The following is a 23,703-nucleotide window of genomic DNA, read 5'->3' as shown; positions in this document are numbered from 1 at the left end:
CAATTAAAACGGGATGCCAAATCTCATCTCAATCTATGTTGCGAACAATTATTTTGCAGAGTTGCTAACTTGTTTCATCCAGGCAAACAGTTCGTCCAAGTCATAATCGCCACCGTGGCCGACATCCCAAGGTAGGGCGTAGTCGACGGTTTGGCCGTTGTTTTGCAGTTTGGCGGCTAAGACGGCGGAGACTGCCAGTGAGGTGTCGCGGTCGTTGGTGCCGACGCGGATGCGCCAGTTTGGCGGCAGGCTTACGCCCGGTTTGCCGATGTAGTTGAGTGGGTTCATGATTTTGATGGTTTCTTCATCTGCGATTTCGGCGTTGGCGGCGGTGTTGTGTTGCATGGAGAACGCGGTAAAGTGGCGTTTATCGACGGTATTGTTACCGAAAAGCTGGTTTTCGCCCGCGCTCAAATCTACGCCGTCAAAGGCGGGCGGTGTTTTTTGCCGTCCTGCGGCTTTGGCGTAGGCATCGAAATCGACGGAGACGACTTTGCCGTTGCGGACGGTCAGCCATGTGCGGTCGCTCAGGTCTTTGCCTGCATCAAGCTGGGCTTGTGCAGATTTGGCAATTAAACCGGCAATATGGTTTTTAAAGCTGCCGTTGCCTTGGGCATCCAGCGTCAGGGGTTTGCCTTCGGGAGATTTCAGGTTCAGGCTGTTGAGATAGGCGGGGTACAGCGGTTTGAGGAGGTCGGACAGTTTTTTCTCGTCGTCGGTCAGCGTGCCGGCGACCAGCTCGCGTTTGACGCGGTAGTCGAGCATGGAAATGTTCATTTTCTTGTAGTCGTTGATACCGTTGAACTGCCATTCGTAAGCCATGTCGGCATGATCCAAATCGATAATCGGGCAGTAGGCGGATACGGCGAAAACTTTGTCGCTGCCGTCTGCCGCGCCTAAGGCTTTGAGGTGGTTTTCGTAATCTTTTTGATCGGCTGTTGCGCCTAAGAGGGCGGACATCGCGCCGCCCGCGCTTGTGCCGTTGGAAATGATTTTTTCGGCATCGCCGGGCATGACTTTGTCGTTGGCTTTCAGGTAACGGACGGCGGCTTTCAAATCGACAATGGCGGCAGGTGCTTTACCGGTGGGTTCTGTCCGGCCGCGTGCGCCGGGGGAGGCGACGACGTAGCCTTTGGAGAGGGCAACCAGGGCGGCGTTGGGCGATTTTTGGCCGTTTTCAGGCTCGCCGCGTTTGCCTTCTAAAGCAGGTTTACCCGGTTCGGCAGACATATAGCCGCCGATTTGGTTGGGCAGGAAAATCGGTGCGGTTTCGGCGTTGAAACCGTCTATCTCGCCGCCGTTGTAATAGGCTTCGGGTACATAAATATTGATGATTTCGTAACGGGTATCAACAGGATTGCGGACGTACACCACGCCTTCATAAGCGCGGAATTTGATGGTTTGACCGTTCACTTCGATGCTTTGTTCGGTGTATTTTTGTTTGGAGAAGTCTAGGTCGTAGGTGTCTGCGGTTTTGACGGAAGCGCAGGCACTCAATCCCAGAGCGACAGAAACGGATAAGATGGTTTTGTTTAGGGCATTCATCATCATACTTTCTGAAGAGGTACACGGATATGATAAGCAATACTAGAGACCTTTGTAAAACTCCAAAAATCCCCTAAATGTCTTGATGGGAATTTAGGGGATTTGGGGGAATTTTGCAAAGGTCTCGGCATATCCGAGTCTGCTCAGTATTTGCGCGCAATCGTAAATTCGGCAAGCTGCCTGAGCCGTAATGCCTTATTGCCGAAGGGTTCGAGCAGCGAGACTGCTTCGTCGGTCAGTTGGTACGCGTATGCCCGCGCACCGTCCAAGCCCATCAGTCTTACATAAGTCGGCTTGTCGTTGTCGGCATCTTTGCCCGCTGTTTTTCCCAAGGTCGCCGTGTCTGCCTCGCAGTCCAACACATCGTCGATGACTTGGAACGCCAGCCCCAGTTTTGCCGCATAATCATCCAATACCGCCAGACTGTTTTCAGACAGATTCGGGCAAGACATCGCCCCCAATAAAACCGCCGCACGAATCAACGCCCCTGTTTTCAGGCTGTGCATCTGTTCCAAATCAGTTTGGGCCATCTGCTTGCCGACATTAGCCAAATCGATAGCCTGACCGCCCGCCATGCCCCTGCTTCCGCCTGCTTTTGCCAAAACCGACAACATCGCCAGCTGCCGCGAAGCAGGCAGGCCGGACGGACGCGCCAATACATCGAAGGCTTGGGTCTGTAAAGCATCACCGGTCAGAAGGGCGGTTGCTTCTCCATACTTCACATGGCAGGTCGGTTTGCCCCGACGCAGGCTGTCGTTGTCCATTGCCGGCATATCGTCGTGAACCAACGAATAGGCATGGATCATTTCGATTGCTGCCATTGCCTGTTCTACTGCTTCATGCACGGCTTCGCCTAATTCCGAAGCTGCCAGAACCAGCATCGGCCGCAGACGTTTGCCTCCGTCCAAAGCCGCATAACGCATCGCTTCGTGCAGTGTGTGCGGTATTTCCCCCTCGGGCGGCAAAAACCGTTCAAGCAGCAGCTCCGTTTGCGCCTGCGCCCTCTGTTGCCACGTTTTCAAATCATTCGTCGGATTCAAGGTTTAACTCCTTCAGCCCGTCTGTGTCTAAAACCTGTAGCTTTTGTTCGACTTGGGCCAACTTGGTTTGGCAGTATCTGACCAGTTCGTTGCCTTCCTGATATGCCGCCAGTGCATCTTCCAACGGCATTTCCCCCTGCATGGACTGGGTCAGTGATTCAAGGCGCGACAGGGCCTCTTCAAACGATTTCGGGGTAATTTTCTTCATGGTGTCGGGAGTTTCTGTAAAAACGGAATTGTAGCATTTCTGAAAACCGGATGCCGTCTGAAACAGCAGGATTTCAGACGGCATGGTTTTTGTCCTGCAAACGGCAAGAGGTTATTTGAGCAGATCGTCGGTAATGCGTTGCAGGAAGGTCAGCCGTTCGGTGCGGATTTCACCGGTTTGTGCGGCGGCTTTGACGGCGCAGCCGGGTTCGGCGCGGTGGGTGCAGTTGTGGAAGCGGCATTGCCCGACGAGATGGCTCAGGTCGGGGAAGTATTGCAGTAGGTCGGCGGCTTCGAGGTGGTGCAGGCCGAATTCTTGCAAACCCGGGGAGTCGATTAATTGGGTTTCTTCGTTTAAATCGTAAAGCTGGGCGTGGGTGGTGGTGTGTTTGCCGGAATCGAGCGCGGTGGAAATGTCGCCAGTGCGGGCGGTTTGGTTGCCCAAGAGGGCGTTGGTCAGGGTGGATTTACCCATGCCGCTTTGTCCGAGCAGAATGTTGCTATGCCCTTGCAGGACGGGGCGCAGGATGTCGGCGTTTTCCAGCGCGCGGGTTTCGATGACGAGATAACCGAGCGTTTCGTAGAATTTGAGTTTTTCACGCCAGAGGGCGGTTTCAGGCAGGTCGGCTTTGTTCAGGATGATGACAGCTTGGATGCCCGCGGCTTCAGCGGCCAGGAGGGCGCGTTGCAACAAGGCTTCGCTGGGCGAGGGAACGGCGGCGGTAACGATAAGGAGCTGGGTAACATTCGCAGCGATAAGTTTGGTTTTCCAAGCGTCTTGGCGGTAGAGCAGGCTTTCGCGCGGCAGGTAGTCTTCGATGACGGCTTGTTCGGCGTTGATGTTTTGGATATGCACGCGGTCGCCGCAGGCGAAATCGACCCGCTTTTTGCGCGTGCTGGCTTCGTAGGTTTTGCCGTCGGGCGTGCGCACGATGTAGCGGCGGCCGTAGCTGGTGATGATTTGGGCGGTATTGGTCATGGTTTTGACGGGTGGGGGAACGGGAAGGCTGTCTGAAAATGTTTTCAGACGGCCTTGAGATTTATCTTTTCCGACCTTTCTTTTGCTCCATTTTATCCAACGCTTTTCCCATATCTTCTAAAGCATTCGGATTACCACCAAAATCATGACCTCCGACACTACACACAGCAGCAGATAGTATACTCATCATCGAAATCTCTTTCATTTCAAACCGTTCAGATTCCCTTGGGATCTCATGCAATAATTTCCCCTTTCCAAAATGACGACTGTATATCTTTGCCGGCTCCGGATTCATAATATCAATCCTGTTCAGACAATCCAGATAGTGCTTCTCTATCATGGAAATACCTGCCAAATCTTTATCCGTATCATCAAAATTAGTTATCACATCATATACTAACAAATTTGGATTGTGAGGATGATTCTTGATACTTTCCATATCTGCATAAACACGACTCTGAGCATCCTCCAGCATCGGCAAAAATCTTGGCTTATCGGCAAATACTGAGATTGGTAAACAAATTGTCATTAAAAAAACAGCTAACTTTTTCATTTTACTTTCCCCCGATTAGATCAAGTCGTTCACGACGAATCAGTTTATCATTCGGATAACCCTGAATAGTACAGATGAGAGAAGTTTTACCGTCACTCTCTTCCAATATCAGCGATTTTTCTACTGTATTTTTTGCAGGCATCGAACCAGACGTTGCTTGCATATTTGGCTGCCAACGCAAAGACTTATGACTATTAATAATAATTTGCGGAGAAGTCACAAAATACTCTCCCATCGGTTTCAATCCCCATTGAGGGAACTTTGCTACCACATCAGCAGCCTGAGCTTTTTTAAGCTCGAACCCCCAGAAATAAAAGACAGGATTTTTACCCGTCTCATTAACCGGCAGTTCCGAATATGCTGCCGAAAAACTACTAAAATGTATGCCGTTTACTATTATCGGTTTATTGAAGATAACCTGTCTTTTCCCATCTTCATCGGCACTACCTAACTGAAAACGTGCAGTCTTTCTTACTTTCTCAATCGGAGCATATTTACTCAATTGCTCCTGCTTGTTTTTCAAGATATCAAACATAGATGCATCACATTTTACAAATGCATTCAGCAACTCTTCTTCCGCACTTCCTGCCCATGCATTTGCTGCAAGTGCAAATACAGCCATACTCAAATATTTGATAGATCGTTTCATATTGTCTTTCTAAAGTTAGCGTAAATTATCGTTGAATTACATAACCATTTTAATTCATGACATCAAATTAAGCACGATCTAAATTATTGTTTTTTCAGACGGCCTTTTATCTTCTTTCCAAGCGTTTAATTGTTTTCCCACTCAACATGTTCACTCAAGAAGCCGCCACTTTGGTGCGCCCAAAGTTTGGCATACAGGCCTTGTTTCTCGAGCAACTCGGTATGGCTGCCTTCTTCGATGATGCGGCCTTTGTCTAAGACGATGAGCCTGTCCATCGCGGCGATAGTGGAGAGGCGGTGGGCGATGGCGATGACGGTTTTGCCGTCCATCATTTTGTCGAGACTTTCTTGGATGGCGGCTTCGACTTCGGAGTCGAGCGCGCTGGTGGCTTCGTCAAGCAACAGAATCGGCGCGTCTTTGAGCATAACGCGGGCGATGGCGATGCGTTGGCGCTGGCCGCCGGAAAGTTTCACGCCGCGTTCGCCAACGTGTGCGTCATAGCCGCGTCGGCCTTTGGCATCGCTTAAGTTAGGAATAAAACCGGCGGCCTCGGCGCGTTCGGCGGCGGAAATCATCTCGGCTTCGGTCGCATCGGGACGGCCGTAGATAATGTTGTCACGGACGGAGCGGTGCAGCAGGGAAGTATCTTGCGTCACCAAACCGATTTGGGCGCGCAGGCTTTCTTGGGTAACGCTGTCCACGTTTTGGCCATCGATCGAAATCGTGCCGCTTTGCGGTTCGTAAAAGCGCAGGAGCAGGTTGACGATGGTGGATTTTCCTGCGCCGCTGCGGCCGATCAAGCCGACTTTTTCGCCGGGTTTGATGTTCAGATTAAAGCCGTTGAGCAGCGGTTTGCCTGCTTCGTAGGAAAAATCGACGTGATCAAACTTGATTTCGCCTCGGGTAACTTTCAGCGGCAGGGCGTGCGGTTTGTCGAGGATGGTGTGGGGTTTGGACAGGGTCGCCATGCCGTCGTTGACGGTGCCGATGTTTTCAAACAGCCGCGCGGATTCCCACATAATGTATTGCGACAGCCCATTGACGCGCAACGCCATCGCGGTGGCGGTGGCGACCGCGCCCACGCCGACCTGTCCGTTGTGCCAGAGCCAGATGCCCAGTGCGGTCGTGCCGGCGGTCAGCGAGCTGTTGACGATGAAGCTGCAGGTGTGCAGAAGCGTTGCCAAACGCATTTGGGCGTGTACCGTCACCATAAATTCTTCCATCGACTGCTTGGCGTAGGCCGCTTCGCGCGCGCCGTGGGAGAAGAGTTTGACGGTGGTGATGTTGGAATAGGCGTCGGTAATGCGGCCGGTCATCAGCGAGCGGGCATCCGCCTGCCGCGCGGCGGTTTGCCCCAATTTGGGAATCAGCAGGCGCATTACCGAAGCGAAACCGATTATCCAGCCGATAAAGGGCAGCAGCAGCCATGAGTCGAGCGAGGCGAGAATCACGCCCGAAGTGATGAAATACACCGACACATAAACCACCATATCGGCAACCGTCATCACCGCGTCGCGCAACGCCAGCGCGGTCTGCATGACTTTGGCGGACACGCGGCCGGCAAATTCGTCCTGATAAAAACCGAGGCTCTGGTTCAGCATCAGGCGGTGGAAGTTCCAGCGCAGGCGCATAGGGAACACGCCCTGAAGGGTTTGCAGGCGCACGTTGGACGCGGCAAACGCCCACACGACCGAAAACACCATCATGGCCGCCATTGCCGCCAACTCCCAACCTTTTTCGGCAAACAGTTCGGCGGGCGCGTATTTGCCGAGCCATTCCACGATTTTGCCCATAAATTGAAAAATCAGGGCTTCCATAATGCCGATGCCGGCGGTCAGCGCAGCTAGGGCGGCTATCCATTTCCGCACGCCGGTCATACTGCTCCAGACAAACCGCCACAAGCCTTTTTCTGGCGTTTTCGGCGCGGCTTCGGGGTAGGGGTCGATTCGGGACTCGAACCAGGAAAATATTTTGTTCAACATTGTTTTCGATTTCGGTAAAACAGTTTCAGACGGCATCAAACACAATGCCGTCTGAAAGGAAGGACAATAACGCCATTTTACGGGAAAAGCCGTCGGGAAGACAGCGCGGGGTGGAAACGCAGGATTTCGTCAGGGCAAACGCCGCGCCGCCTTCAGACGGCATTATTTCAGCAGGTTTTTCAAAGCAAGGCGCACGCCTTCGCCCACGTTCGTCCCTTTCGGAACGCCTTTGACCGCCGCTTTTGCCTCGCGTTCGCTGTAACCCAGCGCAAGCAGCGTGCTGACGATGTCATTGGTTTCGTCATTCTCGGACGGGGCGGCAAACAGCCCGTCTGTTACCGTATGCGCGACCAGCTTGCCGCGCAGTTCCAAGACCATGCGTTCGGCGGTTTTTTTGCCGATTCCCGGAGCGGAGGAGAGGCGTTTGACATCTTCTTCTGCAACCGCCTGCGCCAGTTCGTCGGCAGTCATTGCCGATAAAATCCCCAAGGCGGTTTTTGCCCCGATGCCGCTGACCTTAATCAGTTGGCGGAATGTTTTGCGCTCTTCCGCAGTGGCAAAACCAAATAAAAGATGTGCGTCTTCCCGAATGATAAGCTGGGTAAACAGTTGTACGCTTTCACCCACGGGCGGCAGGTTGTAGAAGGTCTGCATCGATACGTCGGCTTCATAACCGACACCGTTGACATCGATGACGATTTGCGGAGGGTTTTTTTCAACCAGTTTGCCGGTCAGTCTGCTGATCATGTGTGCCGAATCCTGAAGTGTCGGGTGCAAAATGCCGTCTGAAACCGGTTCGGGCTTCAGACGGCACGGATTGTATCAAATTCAGTCGTCGTGGCGGGAGGAAATCACGCGGCCGGTATGGGCATCGACAACGACTTTGTATTCCTGTCCGTTTTTGACGATTTCGACATCATAGTGCGGACGGCCGTCGTCGTGTTCGAGATCGATGTCGGTGATTTTGCCGCCGACACGCGCCAACGCTGCTTTTTCGGCTTGGGCGCGGCTGATGATTTTGTCTTGTTTGTTGTGTTGGTGTGCGGCGTGTCCGTGGTCGTCATCGCCGTGTCCGTCGTGGTGGGCGAGTGCGGGGGCGGAAATGCCCAGCAGTGCGGTTGTGGCGGCGGTCAAGAGAAGGCGTTTGAAGTTCATGTTTTGTTCCTGCGAAGTATCTGGTGGTATTTGAAGGACGTAAAGGCGGGACATCAACCGGCGGTCAATGCCGTCTGAATCATACCGCGTGCCTGAGCTTCGGCTTCGGCGGCACGTTCCTGCGAGGAAAACGGCCCCATTTTGACGACATATTCGTAATGGCGTTTTTCAACCGATAGGTTCGGGTTTGATGCTGATGAAGCCAGGTTTTGGGCGGCTTGGTTCAGATAGGCTTGTGCTTCGTGTTCCGTACCGAAAGATTTCAAGTCGATAAAGATGTCTTTGTTTTCGGCAACCGGTGCGGATTGGCCCGGGACGATTTGTTCGATTTTGACATGTGCCGTACCTTGGCTGACAAAGCCCAATTGTTGGGCCGCCGCTTTGGATACGTCGATGATGCGGTTGCTGTGGAAGGGGCCGCGGTCGTTGATGCGGACGACGACGCTTTTGCCGTTTTTTGTATTGGTTACGCGCACATAGCTGGGAATGGGCAGTGTTTTGTGGGCGGCGGTGAAGGCGTTCATGTCGTAGCGGTCCCCGCCGGAGGTTTTGCGCCCGTGAAATCTGCCGCCGTACCACGAGGCGTTGCCGGTTTGCGTGAACTCGGCGACTTGGTTTATCGGCGTGTAGCGTTTTCCGGCGACTTTGTAGCTGCGGTTGGCGGAGGCGTGCAGTTTTTCTGCCTTGACCACTGCGTCGGCGGATGCCGTCTGAAAGGAATGTATGCCGAATGCGGCGGTGAGGAGGAAAAGGGTTTTTCGGGTTAAAGTCAAAACGTGTTCCGTTCTTGAGTTGAAGATGAATGGGCATCATGCCCTACGGACACATTCCGAACCGCCGCACGCTGCGGCAGCGGTTCGGAATGCGTCCGAACGGTTTTCAGACGGCATGAACTTGCGTTCAAACGCCGCCTGCGTAACCGTGTTGCCGCCATGCTTCGAAGAGAATCACGGCAACGGTGTTGGACAGGTTCATACTCCGGCTGCCGGGCTGCATCGGCAGGCGGATTTTTTGCGCGGCGGGCAGGCTGTCGAGGATGTCGGCAGGCAGTCCGCGCGTTTCCGGCCCGAACAGTAAAACGTCGCCTTTTTGAAACACGGTTTCATCGGGGCGCGCCGTGCCTTTGGTGGTCAGGGCGAAAATACGTCGGCCTGCCAGCGACTTGAGGCAGTCGTCGAAGTTTTCGTGCACCGTCAGGCTGGCGAACTCGTGGTAGTCGAGCCCGGCGCGTTTCATTTTGGCGGAATCCAATGGGAAGCCGAGCGGTTTGACAAGGTGCAAATCCGCGCCGGTATTGGCGCACAGGCGGATGATATTGCCNGTATTCGGGGGGATTTCCGGCTGGTATAAAACAATGGTAAACATAAATATCAATCACTTATAGGCGCGTAACCTTGCCATAAGGCGGCATGGGTGTCAAAAAATTTAGTTATTTTTTCATTGGCGTGCGTGCCAGCGTCCAGCAGCAGATGCGGTTTGCGCCTGANTTTTTCAGCNTCTTCGCCAGNTCGCCCAGCGTCGCGCCGGTGGTAAAGACATCGTCGATTAACAAAATATTACAGCCTTTCGGCAGCGGTTCGCGGATTTCAAAGGCATTTTTGATGTTTTTCAGTCGGTCGCCGCCTTTGAGCGTGCTTTGAGGCGGGCGGTGGTGTCGGAATACGGTGTGTCGGGGCAGTATCTGCCAGCCGTAGCGTTGCGCCAGCAGCTCGACGATACTTTCGCTTTGATTGAAGCCGCGTTGAAGCAGCCGTTCTTTGCCCAGCGGTACGGGCAGGACGAAATCGAAACATTCGTCTGAAAGCCAGTTGGGCGGGTTTTGTACCATCAGGTTTGTCAACGGGCGCGCCATACTCAAATCTGCCAAGTGTTTCAGCGCGCGTATCATATTGCTGACGGGCGGTTCGTAATACAGCGAAGCCCACATCCGGTCGAATGCGGGCGGTTCTTTCTGGCACGCGCCGCACACCGATCCGCCTTGGATGTGTCTGAAACACAGGGGGCAGCTGTTTGCCGCGTCGGTGCGGTATGCTGCCAAATCGTCGCGGCAGCCGGCGCAGATGCCGTCTGAAACGCCGGACGAACCGTGGCATAATACGCAACGCCTGATAGTGGGCGCGTCTGCGATGCGCTGCCAACAAGAGAGAAAATCCATGCCTGATGCCGTCAAAAAAGTTTACCTGATACACGGTTGGGGGGCGAACCGCCATGTGTTCGACGATTTGATGCCGCGCCTACCCGCAACGTGGCCGGTGTCCGCCGTCGATTTGCCCGGACACGGCGACGCGCCCTTCGTGCAACCCTTCGATATTGAGGCAGCCGCCGATGCTGTTGCCGCCCAAATTGACGCGCCCGCCGACATTCTCGGCTGGTCGCTCGGCGGATTGGTCGCGCTGTATCTGGCGGCGCGCCATCCTGACAAAGTCCGTTCGCTCTGCCTGACGGCGAGTTTCGCCCGGCTGACGGCCGCCGAAGACTATCCCGAAGGGCTTGCCGCGCCTACATTGGGCAAAATGGTCGGCGCGTTCCGAACGGATTATGCCAAACATATCAAACAGTTTCTACAATTACAGCTTCTGCACACGCCTGATGCCGCCGAAATCATAGGCAGAATCCTGCCCGATTTGGCGCGCTGCGGCACGCCCTCCGCCTTACAGGAAGCTTTGGACGCGGCGGAAAGGGCGGATGCGCGGCATTTGTTGGACAAGATAGATGTTCCGGTACTGCTGGTGTTCGGCGGCAAAGACGCGATTACGCCGCCGCGCATAGGCGAATATCTGCACCGCCGTTTGAAGGGCAGCAGGCTTGTTGTGATGGAAAAGGCGGCACACGCGCCGTTTTTGAGCCACGCGGAAGCGTTTGCCGCGCTGTACCGCGACTTTGTGGAAGGGGTTTGAGATGAACCATCAGGACGCACGCTGGCAGGTTCACCGCCATCTTGCCGAACATACCGACCAACGCCTGACACTCGTCCGCAACGTGCCCGGGCATATCCTGCTTGCCGGTGCGGATGCGGACATCAGCCGCAGCCTGCTGGCGAAACGCTATCCGCAGGCGGTATTTGAAGAATACGATTCCCGTGCGGATTTTTTGGCGGCTGCCGCAGCCGCGCGCAAGGGCGGTTTTTGGCAGAAACTGACGGGCAGGGGCGTGGTGCAACACTGCCAATCCCCGACCGTGCCGCTGCCCGAAGCGTGTGCCGATATGTTGTGGTCGAACCTCGGACTGTTGGCGGCGGAACAAATCCTTCCCGTGCTGCACAACTGGGCGCGCGCGCTGAAGACGGACGGGCTGCTGTTTTTCACCTGCTTCGGGCGCGATACCTTGGCGGAACTGAAATCCCGTCTGAAAGAAAACGGCATTGAAAGCCGCAGCGTGATGTTTCCCGATATGCACGACTTGGGCGATATGCTTGCCGAAAACGGCTTTTACGACCCCGTTACCGATACGGCGAGGCTGGTGTTGGATTACAAAAAGGCGGAAACGTTTTGGGCGGATATGGACACGCTGGGCGTTTGGCGGGCGATGTCGTGGAACGATGAAAACGCCGCGCGTTCGTGTGTCGGGACAATATTTGAACGGGAAGGCGGTTTGGGCATTACGCTGGAAACGGTGTACGGACACGCCGTGAAAAAACTGATGCTGCCGCAAGGGGAGAACGTGGTGCGTTTTTTTCCGAAGAGATGATGTGCAGATGCCGTCTGAAGCCGTTTCCAAGCTTCAGACGGCATCTGTCTGTGAAAACCGACAGAAATAAAGGAAATGCCGATGTATGCCGATGCCGGAGACGTATATTGCGTCTATAACTTCAGACTGAAGCAGTACACTGCCTGCCAGGTTACCCGAGTTGAAGAACACGGTGGCAAAAAAACACGTGCAACCCTGCTGGCTTTGGACTGGCAGGGCAACAAACCGCTTGGGGCGGCGGAACTGGCGGATTTGAAACCGCTTTACAAAGACTTTATGTATTGGGAACGCGGTCTGCACATGTATAAGGCAAGTGCCGTCGTGCCGACGGGATATGTACGGGTTGGGAATACCGCGCCGCTGGTCGGCGAAGACACGCAGCAGTATGCCTCTTTTTGGGGCGACGGCTACGACGTGTACCGTCAGTTGAGATGGCAGCAGATACCCGAAAAACAGAGAAAGGCATTCAAAAAAGCCGCCAAAAGTAAAAAGACCGTGATGTTTGCCGGACGGGAATACGGCATATCCAAACAGAATTTGAGCGATGTTTGGGACGATTTTGAAGACGCGATGGAACTGAAGGCGTTTCCCTGCCTGTCTTCGCTGTTTCTGACCAAATGGCATAAAAATCTATATGAATATCTGGAGGAATATCCGTTTATCACCCGATTGTGTCTGGAAAACCACGGTCAGACCGTGCTGGATTTCAGCAATACGCGCATAACCGACCTTTCTGTCGATATGACCGGCGTGGAATCGCTTTATTTGAACGAAGACTTGGACAGCCTGAACCTGAAAGGCGAAATCAAGGAAAACTGCAAGGTCTGTACCGCCGGAAAGGGCGCGGGTCTGATTTTGGAAGTGGGCAAAAGCGTTCCCAAAGTGCGGGGTTTGGAAAACCTGACCGCCGTCAACGTCATGGGCATTGCCGATTTCGATATGCAAAACCTGTCGGAAACGTATCCCAAGCTCAAAACCATACGGCTGTGGGGCAAACCGGGCAATATCGCCAATTTTTCCGCCGTATCGGGATTTGAGGATTTGGAAGTGTTCACTACCGTAGATTTGTTCGGTTTCGGCGCGGACGACATCCCGCATCCCGACCGGCTGCCGAAGCTGCACAGGCTGTGGATGAGCAGCCTGCCCGAAGAGGCGGCGAAGGCAGTGAAGAAACTTTATAAGAAACGGAAGGAAGACGGTCTAGACCTGTGGATAGAAAAAGCCCGAAAACCCGAATGGCTGGCGCAAAATTTCGACAACCCCTTCCGCGATTGGGACGGCGCGGAGCATATCCCGAAAAGCCAAGCCAAAAAAGCGGCGGAGCTGTACCGGAAAACCCGTGCCGGCGTGGTCAAACTGCTCGGCAATCCGCCTGAAAACATAGGAGAGGAGCTGGCAGAGGCGGTCAAAGCCTATACCGGAGGTTTCAACAAAATGGACAAAAAACTCTTTATCGACACGGTAGAGCGGGAAGATATTGCCGAGGCGTTGGAAACGATATTGAACCTGATACCGGAGGGGTCTTGTGCTGACAAGGAAAAACTGTTTGAAATATTTGATAAAAACAGGAATTTTTAAATAGAGGCAATGCCGTCTGAAACTTGGTAACGGGCTTCAGACGGCATTTTGTCCCAACACTGCCAACACCGCCGCACCGTAACGTGCGGCTTTTTCTTCGCCCACGCCGTATACGGCGGCAAGCTCCGCCAAATCTTCCGGCTGTTTGGCGGCAATGGCGCGCAGGGCGGCTTTGCTGAGAATGCGGTAGGGTTCGGACTGTTCGTGTTTTGCCGTTTCGTTGCACCATTGAATCAGGGCGCGCATCAGGCGGCGTTTGTGTTTGGCGGCTTCATCGATGCCGTCTGAAAACGGACGGCAGACGGTGAGGATGTCCCGTCCGTATTTGGTGGCGCGTACGCTGCCCAAGCCGTGCACACCTTCGAGGTCGGTTTCGGTTTCGGGCGTGGCGGCAAGCATATCGGCAAGGCTTTCGTCGGAGAGGACGGCATGCAGGGCGCAGTTTTCCGCCCTTGCCTGTTCATACCGCCAGGCTTCGAGTTTTTGACGCAGTTGTTGTTCGCGTTCGGTTTGCGGACGGATGACGGCATCGTGGCTAAAGTCGGCAGCGTTTTGGCAGACTTTGAGTATGCCGTGTCCGAAACGGTCGATTTTGGCTTCGCCCAAGCCGTAGATGTCGCGCAGATCGTTGAGGTCTTGCGGCATTTTTTCGACAAGGTCGCGCAGGGTTTTGTCGCCGAAAATCATATAGGCGGGGATGCCTTCGGCTTCAGCCTGTTTCATGCGCCAAACGCGCAATGCCTGCCACAGGCGTTCTTCGCGTTCGGTACGCAGCCAGTTGTCTTTGAGGGTGCGGGTGGCGGGCTTGTCGCGCTTGAGCGGGCGCAGCATCACTTCGGTTTCGCCTTTGAGGACTTTTTTGGCGGCTTCGGTCAGTTGCAATGCCTGATATCGGGCAATGTTGACGGTGAGGTAGCCGAGGCTGATGCACTGGCGGATGACGCTGCGCCATTCTTTGTCGGACAACTCCGCACCGATGCCGAAGGTGGACAGTTGTTCGTGCCGGTTGCCGCGTATCCAATCGTCGCTTTTGCCGCGCAAAAGGTTGGTGATATAACCGGCGGCAAAACATTGTCCGGCGCGGTACACGCAGCTTAGGAGTTTTTGCACCAACACTGTGCCGTCAAACCGCACGGGCGGATGCAGGCAGTTGTCCCAATGGCTGCAGGGTTCGGATTCTTCGCCGAAATGTTTGAGCAGCAGTACGCGGCGGCAGGCGGCGGTTTCGCAGACGGAAAGCATGGCATCGAGTTTTTGCATTTCGATTTGCTTTTGCACATCGTCGCTGTTGCCTTCGGCAATCCGTTCGCGCAGCAACACCCAATCGTTCAGGCCGTAACACAGCCAGCTCGCGGCAGGCAGCCCGTCCCTGCCGGCGCGCCCCGACTCCTGATAGAAATGTTCGATACTCTGGGGCATATCGAGATGGGCGACAAAGCGCACGTCGGGTTTGTCTATGCCCATGCCGAACGCCACGGTCGCCACCACAATAATATTGTCTTCATGCGTAAAGCGGCGTTGGTTTTCCTCGCGTACGTCCATACCCAAACCGGCATGATATGGAATCGCGTTTAATCCGTTTTCACGCAAAAACCGCGCCACATCTTCCACCTTTTTGCGGCTTAAACAATACACAATGCCGCTTTGTCCCGCCATTTCTTTGCGGATAAATTCAAGCAGTTGTTTTTTGCCGTTATTTTTTTCGATAACCTGATAATAAATATTCGGGCGGTCAAAGCTGGAGACAAATTCGGGCGCATCGTCCAAGTGCAGATAATGCTTGATGTCGGCGCGCGTGGCCGCATCGGCGGTGGCGGTCAGGGCGATGCGCGGGACGTTCGGATAGCGTTCGGCAAGCATGCCGAGCTGTTGATATTCAGGGCGGAAATCGTGTCCCCATTGGCTGACGCAATGCGCCTCATCAATGGCCAACAGGCTGACGGTTTGTTGATCGAGAAAACGTAAAAAGCGGTCGGTAACCAAGCGTTCCGGTGCGACATAAAGCAGTTTCAGGCGGCCTTGGGCAAGCTTGTCGGCAATCTCGTGCGCCTCATCTGCCGATGTGCTGCTGTTGACTGCCGCCGCTTCAATCCCGGCCACATGCAGGCTGGCCACTTGGTCGTTCATCAGCGCAATCAGCGGCGATACGACAACCGCCACGCCTTCGCGCATCAGCGCCGGAATCTGGTAACACAAAGACTTGCCCCCGCCCGTCGGCATCAGCACCATCAAACTCTCGCCGCCGGCCAAAGCATTGACGATAGCCTCCTGCTTGCCGCGAAATTCGGGATAACCGAATACTTCGTGCAAAATCTGTTTGGCGGTCGGTCGGTGCATGATGGTTCCGTGCTCGGTAAGGGTGTTGATCGGTCGGCGGCAATATGCCGTCTGAAATCGGGATTTAGAAGAGTTTGCCCACTTCTGCCTCAATATCGTCGGCACGCATGAACGTTTCGCCGATCAGGAAGGTGTGCACACCGCGCGTCCACATAAATTCCACATCCGCCTTACCCGTAATGCCGCTTTCGGTAACGACGGTTTTGCCTTCCAGCGCGTGCAGCAGCGACAGGGTTTGGTCGAGGGAGACTTCAAAAGTCCTCAGGTTGCGGTTGTTTACGCCCCACAACGGCGTGGTCAGGTTGCGGCATTTTTCCAATTCGCTTTCATCGTGCAGCTCGAGCAGGACGGTCATGCCCAATTCGTGTGCCACCGCTTCAAAGCGTTCCAATTGTTCCCGTTCCAGTGCGGCGGCAATCAGCAGGACGGCATCCGCCCCCCAGGCGCGCGCCTGATAAACCTGGTATTCGTCGATGATGAAGTCTTTGCGCAGCACGGGCAGCGATACGGCTTCGCGCGCCTGTTTGAGGTATTCGGGTGAGCCTTGGAAATAGGATTCGTCGGTCAGTACGGACAAACACGCCGCTCCGGCGTTTTCATAGGCGCGTGCAATCTCGGCCGGTCGGAAGTCCGGACGGATCAGTCCTTTGCTCGGGCTTGCCTTTTTGATTTCGGCAATGACGGCGGGCAGGTTTAGGCGGTGTTTGCCGCGTATCGAATCGATGAAGCTACGGACGGGCGCGGCTTCTGCGGCAAGTGCGCGGATGTGTTCGGCGTTGACGGCGGCTTTTTGAGCGGCAACTTCCTGTGCTTTGGTGGCAAGGATTTTATTGAGGATGTCGGTCATGTCGGGTTCCGTATTCGTCTGGGGAAAGGAGGAATATTAGCATCAAACCGTTAACGCCTGTTTGTGCGGAAGCTGTCGAAATAGGACAGGATGGTCTGCGGCAGCCATTGAAGGTGCAGCCTGCCGCCGGTGCTGCTGACAAAGCCGACATGACCACCGTGTGCAGGTTGGAACAGGGTAACGGCTTCGGACACTTCGTCTGCGCGGGGCAGGGCTTCGGGCGGCAGAAAGGGGTCGTTGGCGGCATTGAGCAGGAGCAGCGGTTTGGCAACGTGTTTGAGCAGCGGTTTGCAGGAAGTTCGGCGGTAGTAGTCGTGCCGGTCGGCAAAGCCGTGCAGCGGTGCGGTGAAGCGGTCGTCAAACTCGCCCAGTGTTTTGCACCCTGCGGCAAATGCCGTCTGAAAACCTTGGAGCGACCGTGCTTTGGGTATCAGGGTGCGGAGGAAGTAGCGCGTGTAGAGCAGCCGCGTGATGCCGCTGTCGAAGCGTCTGCCTGCCGCCTCTGCATCGACGGGGGCGGAGATGACGGCGGCGGCTTGCGGCAGCGCGTTTTCGCCCTGTTCGCCCAAATATTTTGCCAGTGCGTTGCCGCCCAGCGATACGCCGACGGCGTATATTTCACGGTAACGCGCGGCGAGCGTGTCCAAAGTAAAGGCGATTTCGGCGGTATCGCCCAAGTGGTAGAACACTGGGGCGGTGTTCGCTACGCCGCCGCAGCTGCGGAAATGGACGACTACGCCGTTCCAACCCCGATCGCGTACCGCAAGCATTAGTTCAACCGCGTAATGGCTGCCACTGCCGCCCTCCAANCCGTGAAACAGCACGACCAGCGGCGCATCGGGCGAAATGCCGTCTGAAAAGTCGTAGGCGACTTTGGTTTTACCCGTGCTGTCGGGAAGCAGCTCGCGGCGGTATGCGGGTGCGGGGCGTTGCAGGAATTTGGCGGCAATCGTGTCGGCATTGCCGTTGCGGAGGAAAAGGGGCGTGTCCGGCGGTGTCAGAATCATAAGGTATCGGTTTTCTTGTTTTCAGACGGCATTGATGATGCGGCAGCCCGTCCGGCTGGTGCGGACGCGGGGGATGCGCGCTCGGATATAGGCGCGGAAAAAGCGTTTTCCGGCAAAAGGCGGTGCATCGGTCAGCTTTCCACCCGTTTGAAATGGCGCGGACGGAAGCCCAGTGCCGCCAGTGATGCGAAATACAGGCAGCCTCCGATGACAATCAGGATGAAGAGCCGGGCGGCCTTTTGCATTCCGCCGGTGTGTGTCCAGTCGAACGGCAGCCAGATTTGGGCGGCATACAGGCCGCCTCCCATCACGGCGAGCGCGAGCAGCATTTTTGCCAAGAACGCCGCCCAACCCTTGCCGGGCCGGTAAATACCATGTTTGCGCAACAGGTAAAACAACAATCCGGCATTGATACACGCGCCCAGACCGATGGCAAGCGAAAGTCCGACGTGTTTCAGTGGGCCGATAAAGGCAAGGTTCATCAACTGCGTGCAGATGAGCGTAAAGATGGCGATTTTGACGGGCGTTTTGATGTTTTGCCGCGCATAAAAGCCGGGTGCCAACACTTTAATCATGATCAAACCGATTAAACCGAAAGAATAGGCAATCAGCGCGTGTTGCGTCATCTGCGCGTCAAACAGCGTGAATTCTCGGTACATAAACAAGGTTGCCACCAGCGGGAACGACAACACCGCCAGTCCGACCGCCGCCGGCAGCGTCAGCAGCATGCACAGGCGCAAACCCCAGTCGAGCAGGGCGGAAAACTGTTCCGTATCTTGGTTTGCCGAGTGCTTGGACAAAGTCGGCAGCAAAATCGTACCGAGTGCCGCCCCCAGCACGCCGCTGGGCAGCTCCATCATGCGGTCGGCGTAATACATCCATGAAACGCTGCCCGATTGCAGATAAGACGCGAAAATCGTGTTAATCACCAAAGAAATCTGCGCCACGCTCACGCCCAAAATCGCAGGCGCCATCTGTTTCATCACGCGGTTGACCGCCGCATCTTTGAAATTCAGTTTGGGCAGTTTCAAAAAGCCCAGTTTCGCCAACCAAGGGAGCTGAAAGCTGAGCTGCAAAATACCGCCGACAAAAACCGCCCAAGCCAGCGCGGTAACGGGCGGATCGAAATACGGCACGAAAAACAGCGCGAATACGATAAACGACACGTTCAGGAACGTGGGCGTAAACGCCGGAATGCTGAATTTATGATAGGAATTGAGTACCGAGCCGACAAAAGAGGAAAGTGAAATCAATAAGATATAAGGAAACGTAATCCGCAGCAAATCGATGGAGAGCTGAAATTTGTCGGCATCTTTGGCAAAACCGGGCGCGGAAACATAAATCACCCAAGGCGCGGCAAGTATGCCCAGCGCGGTAACGATGACCAGTACAAACGACAGCATCCCCGCCACATGGCGGATAAAAGCCTCCGTCGCCTCTTTAGAACGCGTTTCCTTATATTCCGCCAAAATCGGCACAAACGCTTGGGCAAACGCCCCCTCCGCAAACACGCGGCGAGCAGGTTGGGCAGTTTGAACGCGACAAAAACGCATCCGTCGCCATCCGCGCCGAATGCCCGCGCAATGACCGTATCGCGCACAAATCCCAAAACGCGCGACACCATCGTCAGGCTGCCGACTTTTGCCAAAGCTCCAAGCATATTCATCATTGTTCCTCAACAGTCGTACCCGTTTGGGGCAACGGCGCGTATTGTACGACAGAAACCGCTTCGGATGGCATCGGGTTTGATGCCGTCTGAAGCGGTTTCCCGAAACGAAAACGTCCTTTTTCGGAGGCAAACTGTATCAACACGCGAAAATACAATAAAATACCAATATCCGATTTATTTCCAACATCACGGAGAGCTGTATGAAATCCAGACACCTGGCCCTCGGCGTTGCCGCCCTGTTCGCCCTTGCCGCGTGCGACAGCAAAGTCCAAACCAGCGACCCCGCCGACAGCGCGCCTGCCGCTTCGGCAGCCGCCGCCCCGGCAGGGCTGGTCGAAGGGCAAAACTATACTGTCCTTTCCAACCCGATTCCCCAACAGCAGGCAGGCAAGGTTGAAGTCCTTGAGTTTTTCGGCTATTTCTGCCCGCACTGCGCCCCCCTCGAACCTGTTTTGAGCAAACACGCCAAGTCTTTTAAAGACGATATGTACCTGCGTACCGAGCATGTCGTCTGGCAAAAAGAGATGCTGCCGCTCGCCCGCCTTGCCGCCGCCGTCGATATGGCTGCCGCCGAAAGCAAAGATGTGGCGAACAGCCATATTTTCGATGCGATGGTTAATCAGAGAATTAAGCTGCAAGAGCCGGAAGTCCTTAAAAAATGGCTGGGCGAACAAACCGCCTTTGACGGCAAAAAAGTCCTTGCCGCCTACGAATCTCCCGAAAGCCAGGCGCGCGCCGACAAAATGCAGGAGCTGACCGAAACCTTCCAAATCGACGGTACGCCCACGGTTATCGTCGGCGGCAAATATAAAGTCGAATTTGCCGACTGGGAGTCCGGTATGAACACCATCGACCTTTTGGCGGACAAAGTACGNGAAGAACAAAAAGCCGCGCAGTANGCCCGTTTGAAAAATGCCGTCTGAAACTTGGTTTTCAGACGGCATTTTGATTGGGTTTAGAACGTAAAGCCCGTTTCCAGTTCTTCATCGCCGACCAGTTCGACCAAGAGCGCGTAGAGCGGGGCGAGTTCAGCATAACGGCGCGATACGCGGCGCAGATAGTTTAAGAAACGCGGGATTTCCGGACGGTATTTGTCTTTGCCGTCGCGGTAGTACAGGCGTGCGAAGATGCCTGCAACCTTCAAGTGCCGCTGCACGCCCATCCATTCGAACCAGCGGTAAAACTCGTCAAACGCTTCGGGGACGGGCAAGCCGGCAGTCCGCGCCTTTTCCCAGTAGCGGATAACCAAGTCCAAGACAAATTCTTCTTCCCATTCGATAAAGGCATCGCGCAACAGCGACACCAAATCGTAGGAAATCGGGCCGTAAAGCGCGTCTTGGAAGTCTAAAACGCCCGGCCTGCCGCGCGTCAGCATCAGGTTGCGGACGATAAAGTCGCGGTGCACATAGACTTTGGGCTGCGCCAACAGGGGCGGCAGCAGTGTATCGACGGTTTGCTGCCAAAGTTGGCGTTGTTTGAATGTTAATTCGCGCCCCAATTCTTTTGCGACAAACCATTCCGGGAACAGGTTGATTTCGCGCAACATCGTTTCACGGTCATATTCGGGCAAAACCCCTTCACGGCTCGCCTTCTGCAATTCGACCAGCTCGCTGATAGCCTCCAGCAGCAGCGCTTTGTGCGCCGCTTCGCCCTGCTCCTGAAGCATCGCAGTTAAAAACGTCGTATTGCCCAAGTCGTTCAATACCACAAACCCCAAATCCGTGTCCGCGTGCAATATCTGCGGCACATTGACCATGTCAAACAGTTTCTGCACTTTCAAATAAGGTGCGACACTCATCTTGTCGGGCGGCGCATCCATGCAGACGACACTGCTGCCGTCTGAAAACGTTGCACGGAAATAGCGGCGGAAATCAGCATCCGCCGCCGCAAAGGCCAGTTCGAAACTGCGGTTGGGATAGACGGTCTGAAGCCAATTTTTCAGTTCGATTTGTCGTTGCATAACAGTACTAAAGCATTTCAGGTTACAATAAACGCTATTCTAACTGGCAAACCGACCTGAGGGGCAATTTTGGCTCGTTTATTTTCACTCAAACCACTGGTGCTGGCATTGGGCTTCTGCTTCGGCACGCATTGCGCCGCCGCCGATGCCGTTGCGGCGGAGGAAACGGACAATCCGACCGCCGGAGAAAGCGTTCGGAGCGTGTCCGAACCCATGCAGCCTGTCGGCCTGAGCCTCGGTTCGACCTGCCTGTTTTGCAGTAACGAAAGCGGCAGCCCCGAGAGAACCGAAGCCGCCGTCCAAGGCAGCGGCGAAGCATCCATCCCCGAAGACTATACGCGCATTGTCGCCGACAAGGTGGAAGGACAGTCGCAGGTGCAGGTGCGTGCCGAAGGCAACGTCGTCGTCGAACGCAACCGGACAACCCTCAATACCGATTGGGCGGATTACGACCAGTCGGGCGACACCGTTACCGTAGGCGACCGTTTCGCCCTCCAACAGGACGGTACGCTGATTCGGGGCGAAACCCTGACCTACAATCTCGAGCAGCAGACCGGCGAAGCGCACAACGTCCGCATGGAAACCGAACAAGGCGGACGGCGGCTGCAAAGCGTCAGCCGCACCGCCGAAATGTTGGGCGAAGGGCATTACAAACTGACGGAAACCCAATTCAACACCTGTTCCGCCGGCGATGCCGGCTGGTATGTCAAGGCTGCCTCTGTCGAAGCCGATCGGGAAAAAGGCATAGGCGTTGCCAAACACGCCGCCTTCGTGTTCGGCGGCGTTCCTATTTTCTACACCCCTTGGGCGGACTTCCCGCTTGACGGCAACCGCAAAAGCGGTCTGCTCGTTCCCTCCCTGTCCACCGGTTCAGACGGCATTTCCCTTTCCGTTCCCTATTATTTCAACCTCGCCCCCAACTTCGATGCCACCTTCGCCCCCGGCATTATCGGCGAACGCGGCGCGGTATTCGACGGGCAGTTCCGTTACCTGCGTCCCGATTACAGCGGACAGGCCGACCTGGCCTGGCTGCCGCACGATAAGAAAAGCGGCAGGAACAACCGCTATCAGGCGAAATGGCAGCACCGGCACGATATTTCCGACACACTTCAGGCGGGTGTCGATTTCAACCAAGTCTCCGACAGCGGCTACTACCGCGACTTTTACGGCGGCGAAGAAATCGCCGGCAACGTCAACCTCAACCGCCAGGTATGGCTGGATTACAGCGGCAAGGCGGCTGGCGGCATTTTGAACGTCGGATTGTCGGCACAAAAATTCCAGACGCTGGCCAACCAAAACGGCTACAAAGACAAACCGTATGCCCTGATGCCGCGCCTTTCTGCCGATTGGCATAAAAACGCAGGCAGGGCGCAAATCGGCGTGTCCGCACAATTTACCCGCTTCAGCCACGACAGCCGCCAAGACGGCAGCCGCCTCGTCGTCTATCCCGACATCAAATGGGATTTTAGCAACAGCTGGGGCTACGTCCGGCCCAAGCTCGGGCTGCACGCCACCTATTACAGCCTCAACCGCTTCGGCAGCCAAGAAGCCCGACGCGTCAGCCGCACTCTACCCATTGTCAATATCGACAGCGGCGCAACCTTCGAGCGGAATACGCGGCTGTTCGGCGGCGAAGTCCTGCAAACCATCGAGCCGCGCCTGTTCTACAACTATATCCCGACCAAATCNCAAAATGACCTGCCCAATTTCGACTCNTCCGAAAACAGTTTCGGCTACGGGCAGCTGTTCCGNGAAAACCTCTATTACGGCAACGACNGGATTAACGCCGCCAACAGCCTTTCCGCCGCCGTGCAGAGCCGTATTCTCGACAACGCGACCGGAGAAGAACGGTTCCGCGCCGGCATCGGTCAGAAGTTCTACTTCAAAAACGACGCAGTCATGCTTGACGGCAGCGTCGGCAAAAATCCGCGCAACCGTTCCGACTGGGTGGCATTTGCCTCCGGCAGCATCGGCAGCCGCTTCATCCTCGACAGCAGCATCCACTACAACCAAAACGACAAACGCGCCGAGAACTACGCCGTCGGTGCAAGCTACCGTCCCGCACAGGGCAAAGTGCTGAACGCCCGCTACAAATACGGGCGCAATGAAAAAATCTACCTGCAGGCCGACGGTTCCTATTTTTACGACAAACTCAGCCAGCTCGACCTGTCCGCACAATGGCCGCTGACGCGCAACCTGTCTGCCGTCGTCCGCTACAACTACGGTTTTGAAGCCAAAAAACCGATAGAAATGCTTGCCGGTGCAGAATACAAAAGCAGTTGCGGCTGCTGGAGTGCCGGCATGTATGCGCAACGTTATGTTACCGGCGAGAACACCTACAAAAACGCCGTCTTCCTTACCCTGCAATTAAAAGACTTGAGCAATATCGGCAGGGTTCCCAAAGGCACAATGGACATTGCCGTACCCGGCTATATCCCGAATCTGGACCTTTCAGGCAGGCGCAAAACGCAGCCGTAAACAGACCGAATCCCCGTCCTGTTCCAACGA

Annotated in this window: 22 protein-coding genes and 1 pseudogene; 5 read left to right on the top strand and 18 right to left on the bottom strand. The window is 55.1% G+C overall.

What is annotated here, in order from left to right:
* Nucleotides 1-48: 48 nt before the first annotated feature.
* From ACRPFF_RS03255 to ACRPFF_RS03195, 13 genes are all read right to left on the bottom strand, one after another.
* Entirely contained in the window at nt 49-1,545 is a 1,497-nt protein-coding gene (locus ACRPFF_RS03255; RefSeq protein ID WP_411712635.1) for a subtype B tannase, read from the bottom strand.
* Nucleotides 1,546-1,688: 143 nt separating this feature from the next.
* Nucleotides 1,689-2,585 (bottom strand): polyprenyl synthetase family protein, encoded by an 897-nt coding sequence (locus tag ACRPFF_RS03250; RefSeq protein WP_432673777.1) that lies wholly within the window; start codon nt 2,583-2,585, stop codon nt 1,689-1,691.
* Nucleotides 2,569-2,877, bottom strand: coding sequence for an exodeoxyribonuclease VII small subunit (locus ACRPFF_RS03245; RefSeq protein ID WP_003676973.1), 309 nt, complete (start codon nt 2,875-2,877; stop codon nt 2,569-2,571). Before ACRPFF_RS03245 ends, ACRPFF_RS03250 begins: the two co-directional genes overlap by 17 nt.
* Before the next feature lie 27 nt (nt 2,878-2,904).
* On the bottom strand, nt 2,905-3,771 hold the full coding sequence (rsgA, locus tag ACRPFF_RS03240; protein WP_432673776.1) for a ribosome small subunit-dependent GTPase A: 867 nt from the start codon (nt 3,769-3,771) through the stop codon (nt 2,905-2,907).
* Between the two features lie 61 nt (nt 3,772-3,832).
* The gene (locus ACRPFF_RS03235) at nt 3,833-4,324 is read right to left on the bottom strand and encodes a surface-adhesin E family protein (RefSeq protein WP_349273047.1); all 492 of its coding nucleotides are present in this window, start codon (nt 4,322-4,324) and stop codon (nt 3,833-3,835) included.
* 1 nt (nt 4,325) lies between these two features.
* The gene (locus ACRPFF_RS03230) at nt 4,326-4,973 is read right to left on the bottom strand and encodes a hypothetical protein (RefSeq protein ID WP_432673775.1); all 648 of its coding nucleotides are present in this window, start codon (nt 4,971-4,973) and stop codon (nt 4,326-4,328) included.
* 125 nt (nt 4,974-5,098) lie between these two features.
* A complete protein-coding gene (locus ACRPFF_RS03225) occupies nt 5,099-6,955 on the bottom strand; it encodes an ABC transporter ATP-binding protein (RefSeq protein WP_432673786.1) in 1,857 nt (618 codons plus the stop codon).
* Between the two features lie 25 nt (nt 6,956-6,980).
* The gene (locus tag ACRPFF_RS03220) at nt 6,981-7,118 is read right to left on the bottom strand and encodes a hypothetical protein (protein ID WP_432673774.1); all 138 of its coding nucleotides are present in this window, start codon (nt 7,116-7,118) and stop codon (nt 6,981-6,983) included.
* The gene (ruvA, locus tag ACRPFF_RS03215) at nt 7,118-7,702 is read right to left on the bottom strand and encodes a Holliday junction branch migration protein RuvA (RefSeq protein WP_432673773.1); all 585 of its coding nucleotides are present in this window, start codon (nt 7,700-7,702) and stop codon (nt 7,118-7,120) included. The genes ACRPFF_RS03220 and ruvA overlap by 1 nt, the downstream gene beginning before the upstream one ends.
* A gap of 81 nt (nt 7,703-7,783) precedes the next feature.
* A complete protein-coding gene (locus tag ACRPFF_RS03210) occupies nt 7,784-8,110 on the bottom strand; it encodes a PepSY domain-containing protein (protein WP_025458240.1) in 327 nt (108 codons plus the stop codon).
* 53 nt (nt 8,111-8,163) lie between these two features.
* Nucleotides 8,164-8,883 carry a septal ring lytic transglycosylase RlpA family protein gene (locus ACRPFF_RS03205; protein WP_411712576.1) on the bottom strand — a complete coding sequence of 240 codons (720 nt, stop codon included), beginning with the start codon at nt 8,881-8,883 and terminating at the stop codon, nt 8,164-8,166.
* Between the two features lie 127 nt (nt 8,884-9,010).
* Nucleotides 9,011-9,475: a tRNA (uridine(34)/cytosine(34)/5-carboxymethylaminomethyluridine(34)-2'-O)-methyltransferase TrmL gene (gene trmL, locus ACRPFF_RS03200; protein WP_432673772.1), complete on the bottom strand. Its 465-nt coding sequence runs from the start codon at nt 9,473-9,475 to the stop codon at nt 9,011-9,013.
* A gap of 64 nt (nt 9,476-9,539) precedes the next feature.
* Complete coding sequence (locus tag ACRPFF_RS03195; RefSeq protein ID WP_432673771.1) at nt 9,540-10,265, bottom strand: ComF family protein; 726 nt, start codon at nt 10,263-10,265, stop codon at nt 9,540-9,542.
* Here ACRPFF_RS03195 and bioH point away from each other — a divergent pair.
* From bioH to ACRPFF_RS03180, 3 genes are all read left to right on the top strand, one after another.
* On the top strand, nt 10,264-11,007 hold the full coding sequence (gene bioH, locus ACRPFF_RS03190) for a pimeloyl-ACP methyl ester esterase BioH (RefSeq protein ID WP_309485648.1): 744 nt from the start codon (nt 10,264-10,266) through the stop codon (nt 11,005-11,007). The genes ACRPFF_RS03195 and bioH overlap by 2 nt on opposite strands.
* A 1-nt stretch (nt 11,008) precedes the next feature.
* On the top strand, nt 11,009-11,797 hold the full coding sequence (locus ACRPFF_RS03185; protein WP_432673770.1) for a class I SAM-dependent methyltransferase: 789 nt from the start codon (nt 11,009-11,011) through the stop codon (nt 11,795-11,797).
* Between the two features lie 81 nt (nt 11,798-11,878).
* Nucleotides 11,879-13,375, top strand: coding sequence for a gliding motility protein (locus ACRPFF_RS03180; RefSeq protein ID WP_432673769.1), 1,497 nt, complete (start codon nt 11,879-11,881; stop codon nt 13,373-13,375).
* 36 nt (nt 13,376-13,411) lie between these two features.
* Here the strand turns inward: ACRPFF_RS03180 and recQ are convergent, their stop codons facing one another.
* The 4 genes and pseudogenes from recQ to murJ all read right to left on the bottom strand — a co-directional run bounded on the left by recQ (nt 13,412) and on the right by murJ (nt 19,232).
* A complete protein-coding gene (recQ, locus tag ACRPFF_RS03175; RefSeq protein WP_432673768.1) occupies nt 13,412-15,712 on the bottom strand; it encodes a DNA helicase RecQ in 2,301 nt (766 codons plus the stop codon).
* Nucleotides 15,713-15,776: 64 nt separating this feature from the next.
* Nucleotides 15,777-16,559: an indole-3-glycerol phosphate synthase TrpC gene (gene trpC / locus ACRPFF_RS03170; protein ID WP_432673767.1), complete on the bottom strand. Its 783-nt coding sequence runs from the start codon at nt 16,557-16,559 to the stop codon at nt 15,777-15,779.
* A gap of 50 nt (nt 16,560-16,609) precedes the next feature.
* Entirely contained in the window at nt 16,610-17,566 is a 957-nt protein-coding gene (locus ACRPFF_RS03165; protein WP_432673766.1) for a YheT family hydrolase, read from the bottom strand.
* Between the two features lie 131 nt (nt 17,567-17,697).
* A pseudogene (gene murJ, locus ACRPFF_RS03160) lies at nt 17,698-19,232 on the bottom strand (murein biosynthesis integral membrane protein MurJ).
* A gap of 203 nt (nt 19,233-19,435) precedes the next feature.
* Here murJ and ACRPFF_RS03155 point away from each other — a divergent pair.
* Nucleotides 19,436-20,158, top strand: a complete 723-nt coding sequence (locus ACRPFF_RS03155) for a thiol:disulfide interchange protein DsbA/DsbL (protein ID WP_432673765.1) — start codon at nt 19,436-19,438, stop codon at nt 20,156-20,158.
* Nucleotides 20,159-20,190: 32 nt separating this feature from the next.
* Here ACRPFF_RS03155 and amgK read toward each other — a convergent pair whose 3' ends face one another.
* Nucleotides 20,191-21,195 (bottom strand): N-acetylmuramate/N-acetylglucosamine kinase AmgK, encoded by a 1,005-nt coding sequence (gene amgK, locus ACRPFF_RS03150; protein ID WP_432673764.1) that lies wholly within the window; start codon nt 21,193-21,195, stop codon nt 20,191-20,193.
* A gap of 69 nt (nt 21,196-21,264) precedes the next feature.
* Between amgK and ACRPFF_RS03145 the strand changes: the two genes are divergently transcribed.
* Nucleotides 21,265-23,673, top strand: a complete 2,409-nt coding sequence (locus ACRPFF_RS03145) for an LPS-assembly protein LptD (protein ID WP_432673763.1) — start codon at nt 21,265-21,267, stop codon at nt 23,671-23,673.
* The last annotated feature ends 30 nt before the right edge of the window (nt 23,674-23,703 follow it).

Source organism: Neisseria sp. SLRRB23 (genome assembly GCF_050896295.1).
Taxonomy (GTDB): domain Bacteria; phylum Pseudomonadota; class Gammaproteobacteria; order Burkholderiales; family Neisseriaceae; genus Neisseria.
Note: the sequence above shows the minus strand (reverse complement) of the source record. Positions and strands in the feature narration are given on the sequence as shown.

Excerpts from the sequence above, each read along its gene's own strand:
- ACRPFF_RS03230 (WP_432673775.1), bottom strand. The coding sequence starts at position 4,973 with ATGAAACGATCTATCAAATATTTGAGTATGGCTGTATTTGCACTTGCA.
- ACRPFF_RS03185 (WP_432673770.1), top strand. The coding sequence starts at position 11,009 with ATGAACCATCAGGACGCACGCTGGCAGGTTCACCGCCATCTTGCCGAA.
- ACRPFF_RS03225 (WP_432673786.1), bottom strand. The coding sequence starts at position 6,955 with ATGTTGAACAAAATATTTTCCTGGTTCGAGTCCCGAATCGACCCCTAC.
- ruvA (WP_432673773.1), bottom strand. The coding sequence starts at position 7,702 with ATGATCAGCAGACTGACCGGCAAACTGGTTGAAAAAAACCCTCCGCAA.
- recQ (WP_432673768.1), bottom strand. The coding sequence starts at position 15,712 with ATGCACCGACCGACCGCCAAACAGATTTTGCACGAAGTATTCGGTTAT.
- bioH (WP_309485648.1), top strand. The coding sequence starts at position 10,264 with ATGCCTGATGCCGTCAAAAAAGTTTACCTGATACACGGTTGGGGGGCG.
- ACRPFF_RS03210 (WP_025458240.1), bottom strand. The coding sequence starts at position 8,110 with ATGAACTTCAAACGCCTTCTCTTGACCGCCGCCACAACCGCACTGCTG.
- ACRPFF_RS03180 (WP_432673769.1), top strand. The coding sequence starts at position 11,879 with ATGTATGCCGATGCCGGAGACGTATATTGCGTCTATAACTTCAGACTG.
- ACRPFF_RS03220 (WP_432673774.1), bottom strand. The coding sequence starts at position 7,118 with ATGCCGTCTGAAGGCGGCGCGGCGTTTGCCCTGACGAAATCCTGCGTT.
- rsgA (WP_432673776.1), bottom strand. The coding sequence starts at position 3,771 with ATGACCAATACCGCCCAAATCATCACCAGCTACGGCCGCCGCTACATC.
- trpC (WP_432673767.1), bottom strand. The coding sequence starts at position 16,559 with ATGACCGACATCCTCAATAAAATCCTTGCCACCAAAGCACAGGAAGTT.
- amgK (WP_432673764.1), bottom strand. The coding sequence starts at position 21,195 with ATGCAACGACAAATCGAACTGAAAAATTGGCTTCAGACCGTCTATCCC.
- ACRPFF_RS03255 (WP_411712635.1), bottom strand. The coding sequence starts at position 1,545 with ATGAATGCCCTAAACAAAACCATCTTATCCGTTTCTGTCGCTCTGGGA.
- ACRPFF_RS03235 (WP_349273047.1), bottom strand. The coding sequence starts at position 4,324 with ATGAAAAAGTTAGCTGTTTTTTTAATGACAATTTGTTTACCAATCTCA.
- ACRPFF_RS03245 (WP_003676973.1), bottom strand. The coding sequence starts at position 2,877 with ATGCCGTCTGAAATCCTGCTGTTTCAGACGGCATCCGGTTTTCAGAAA.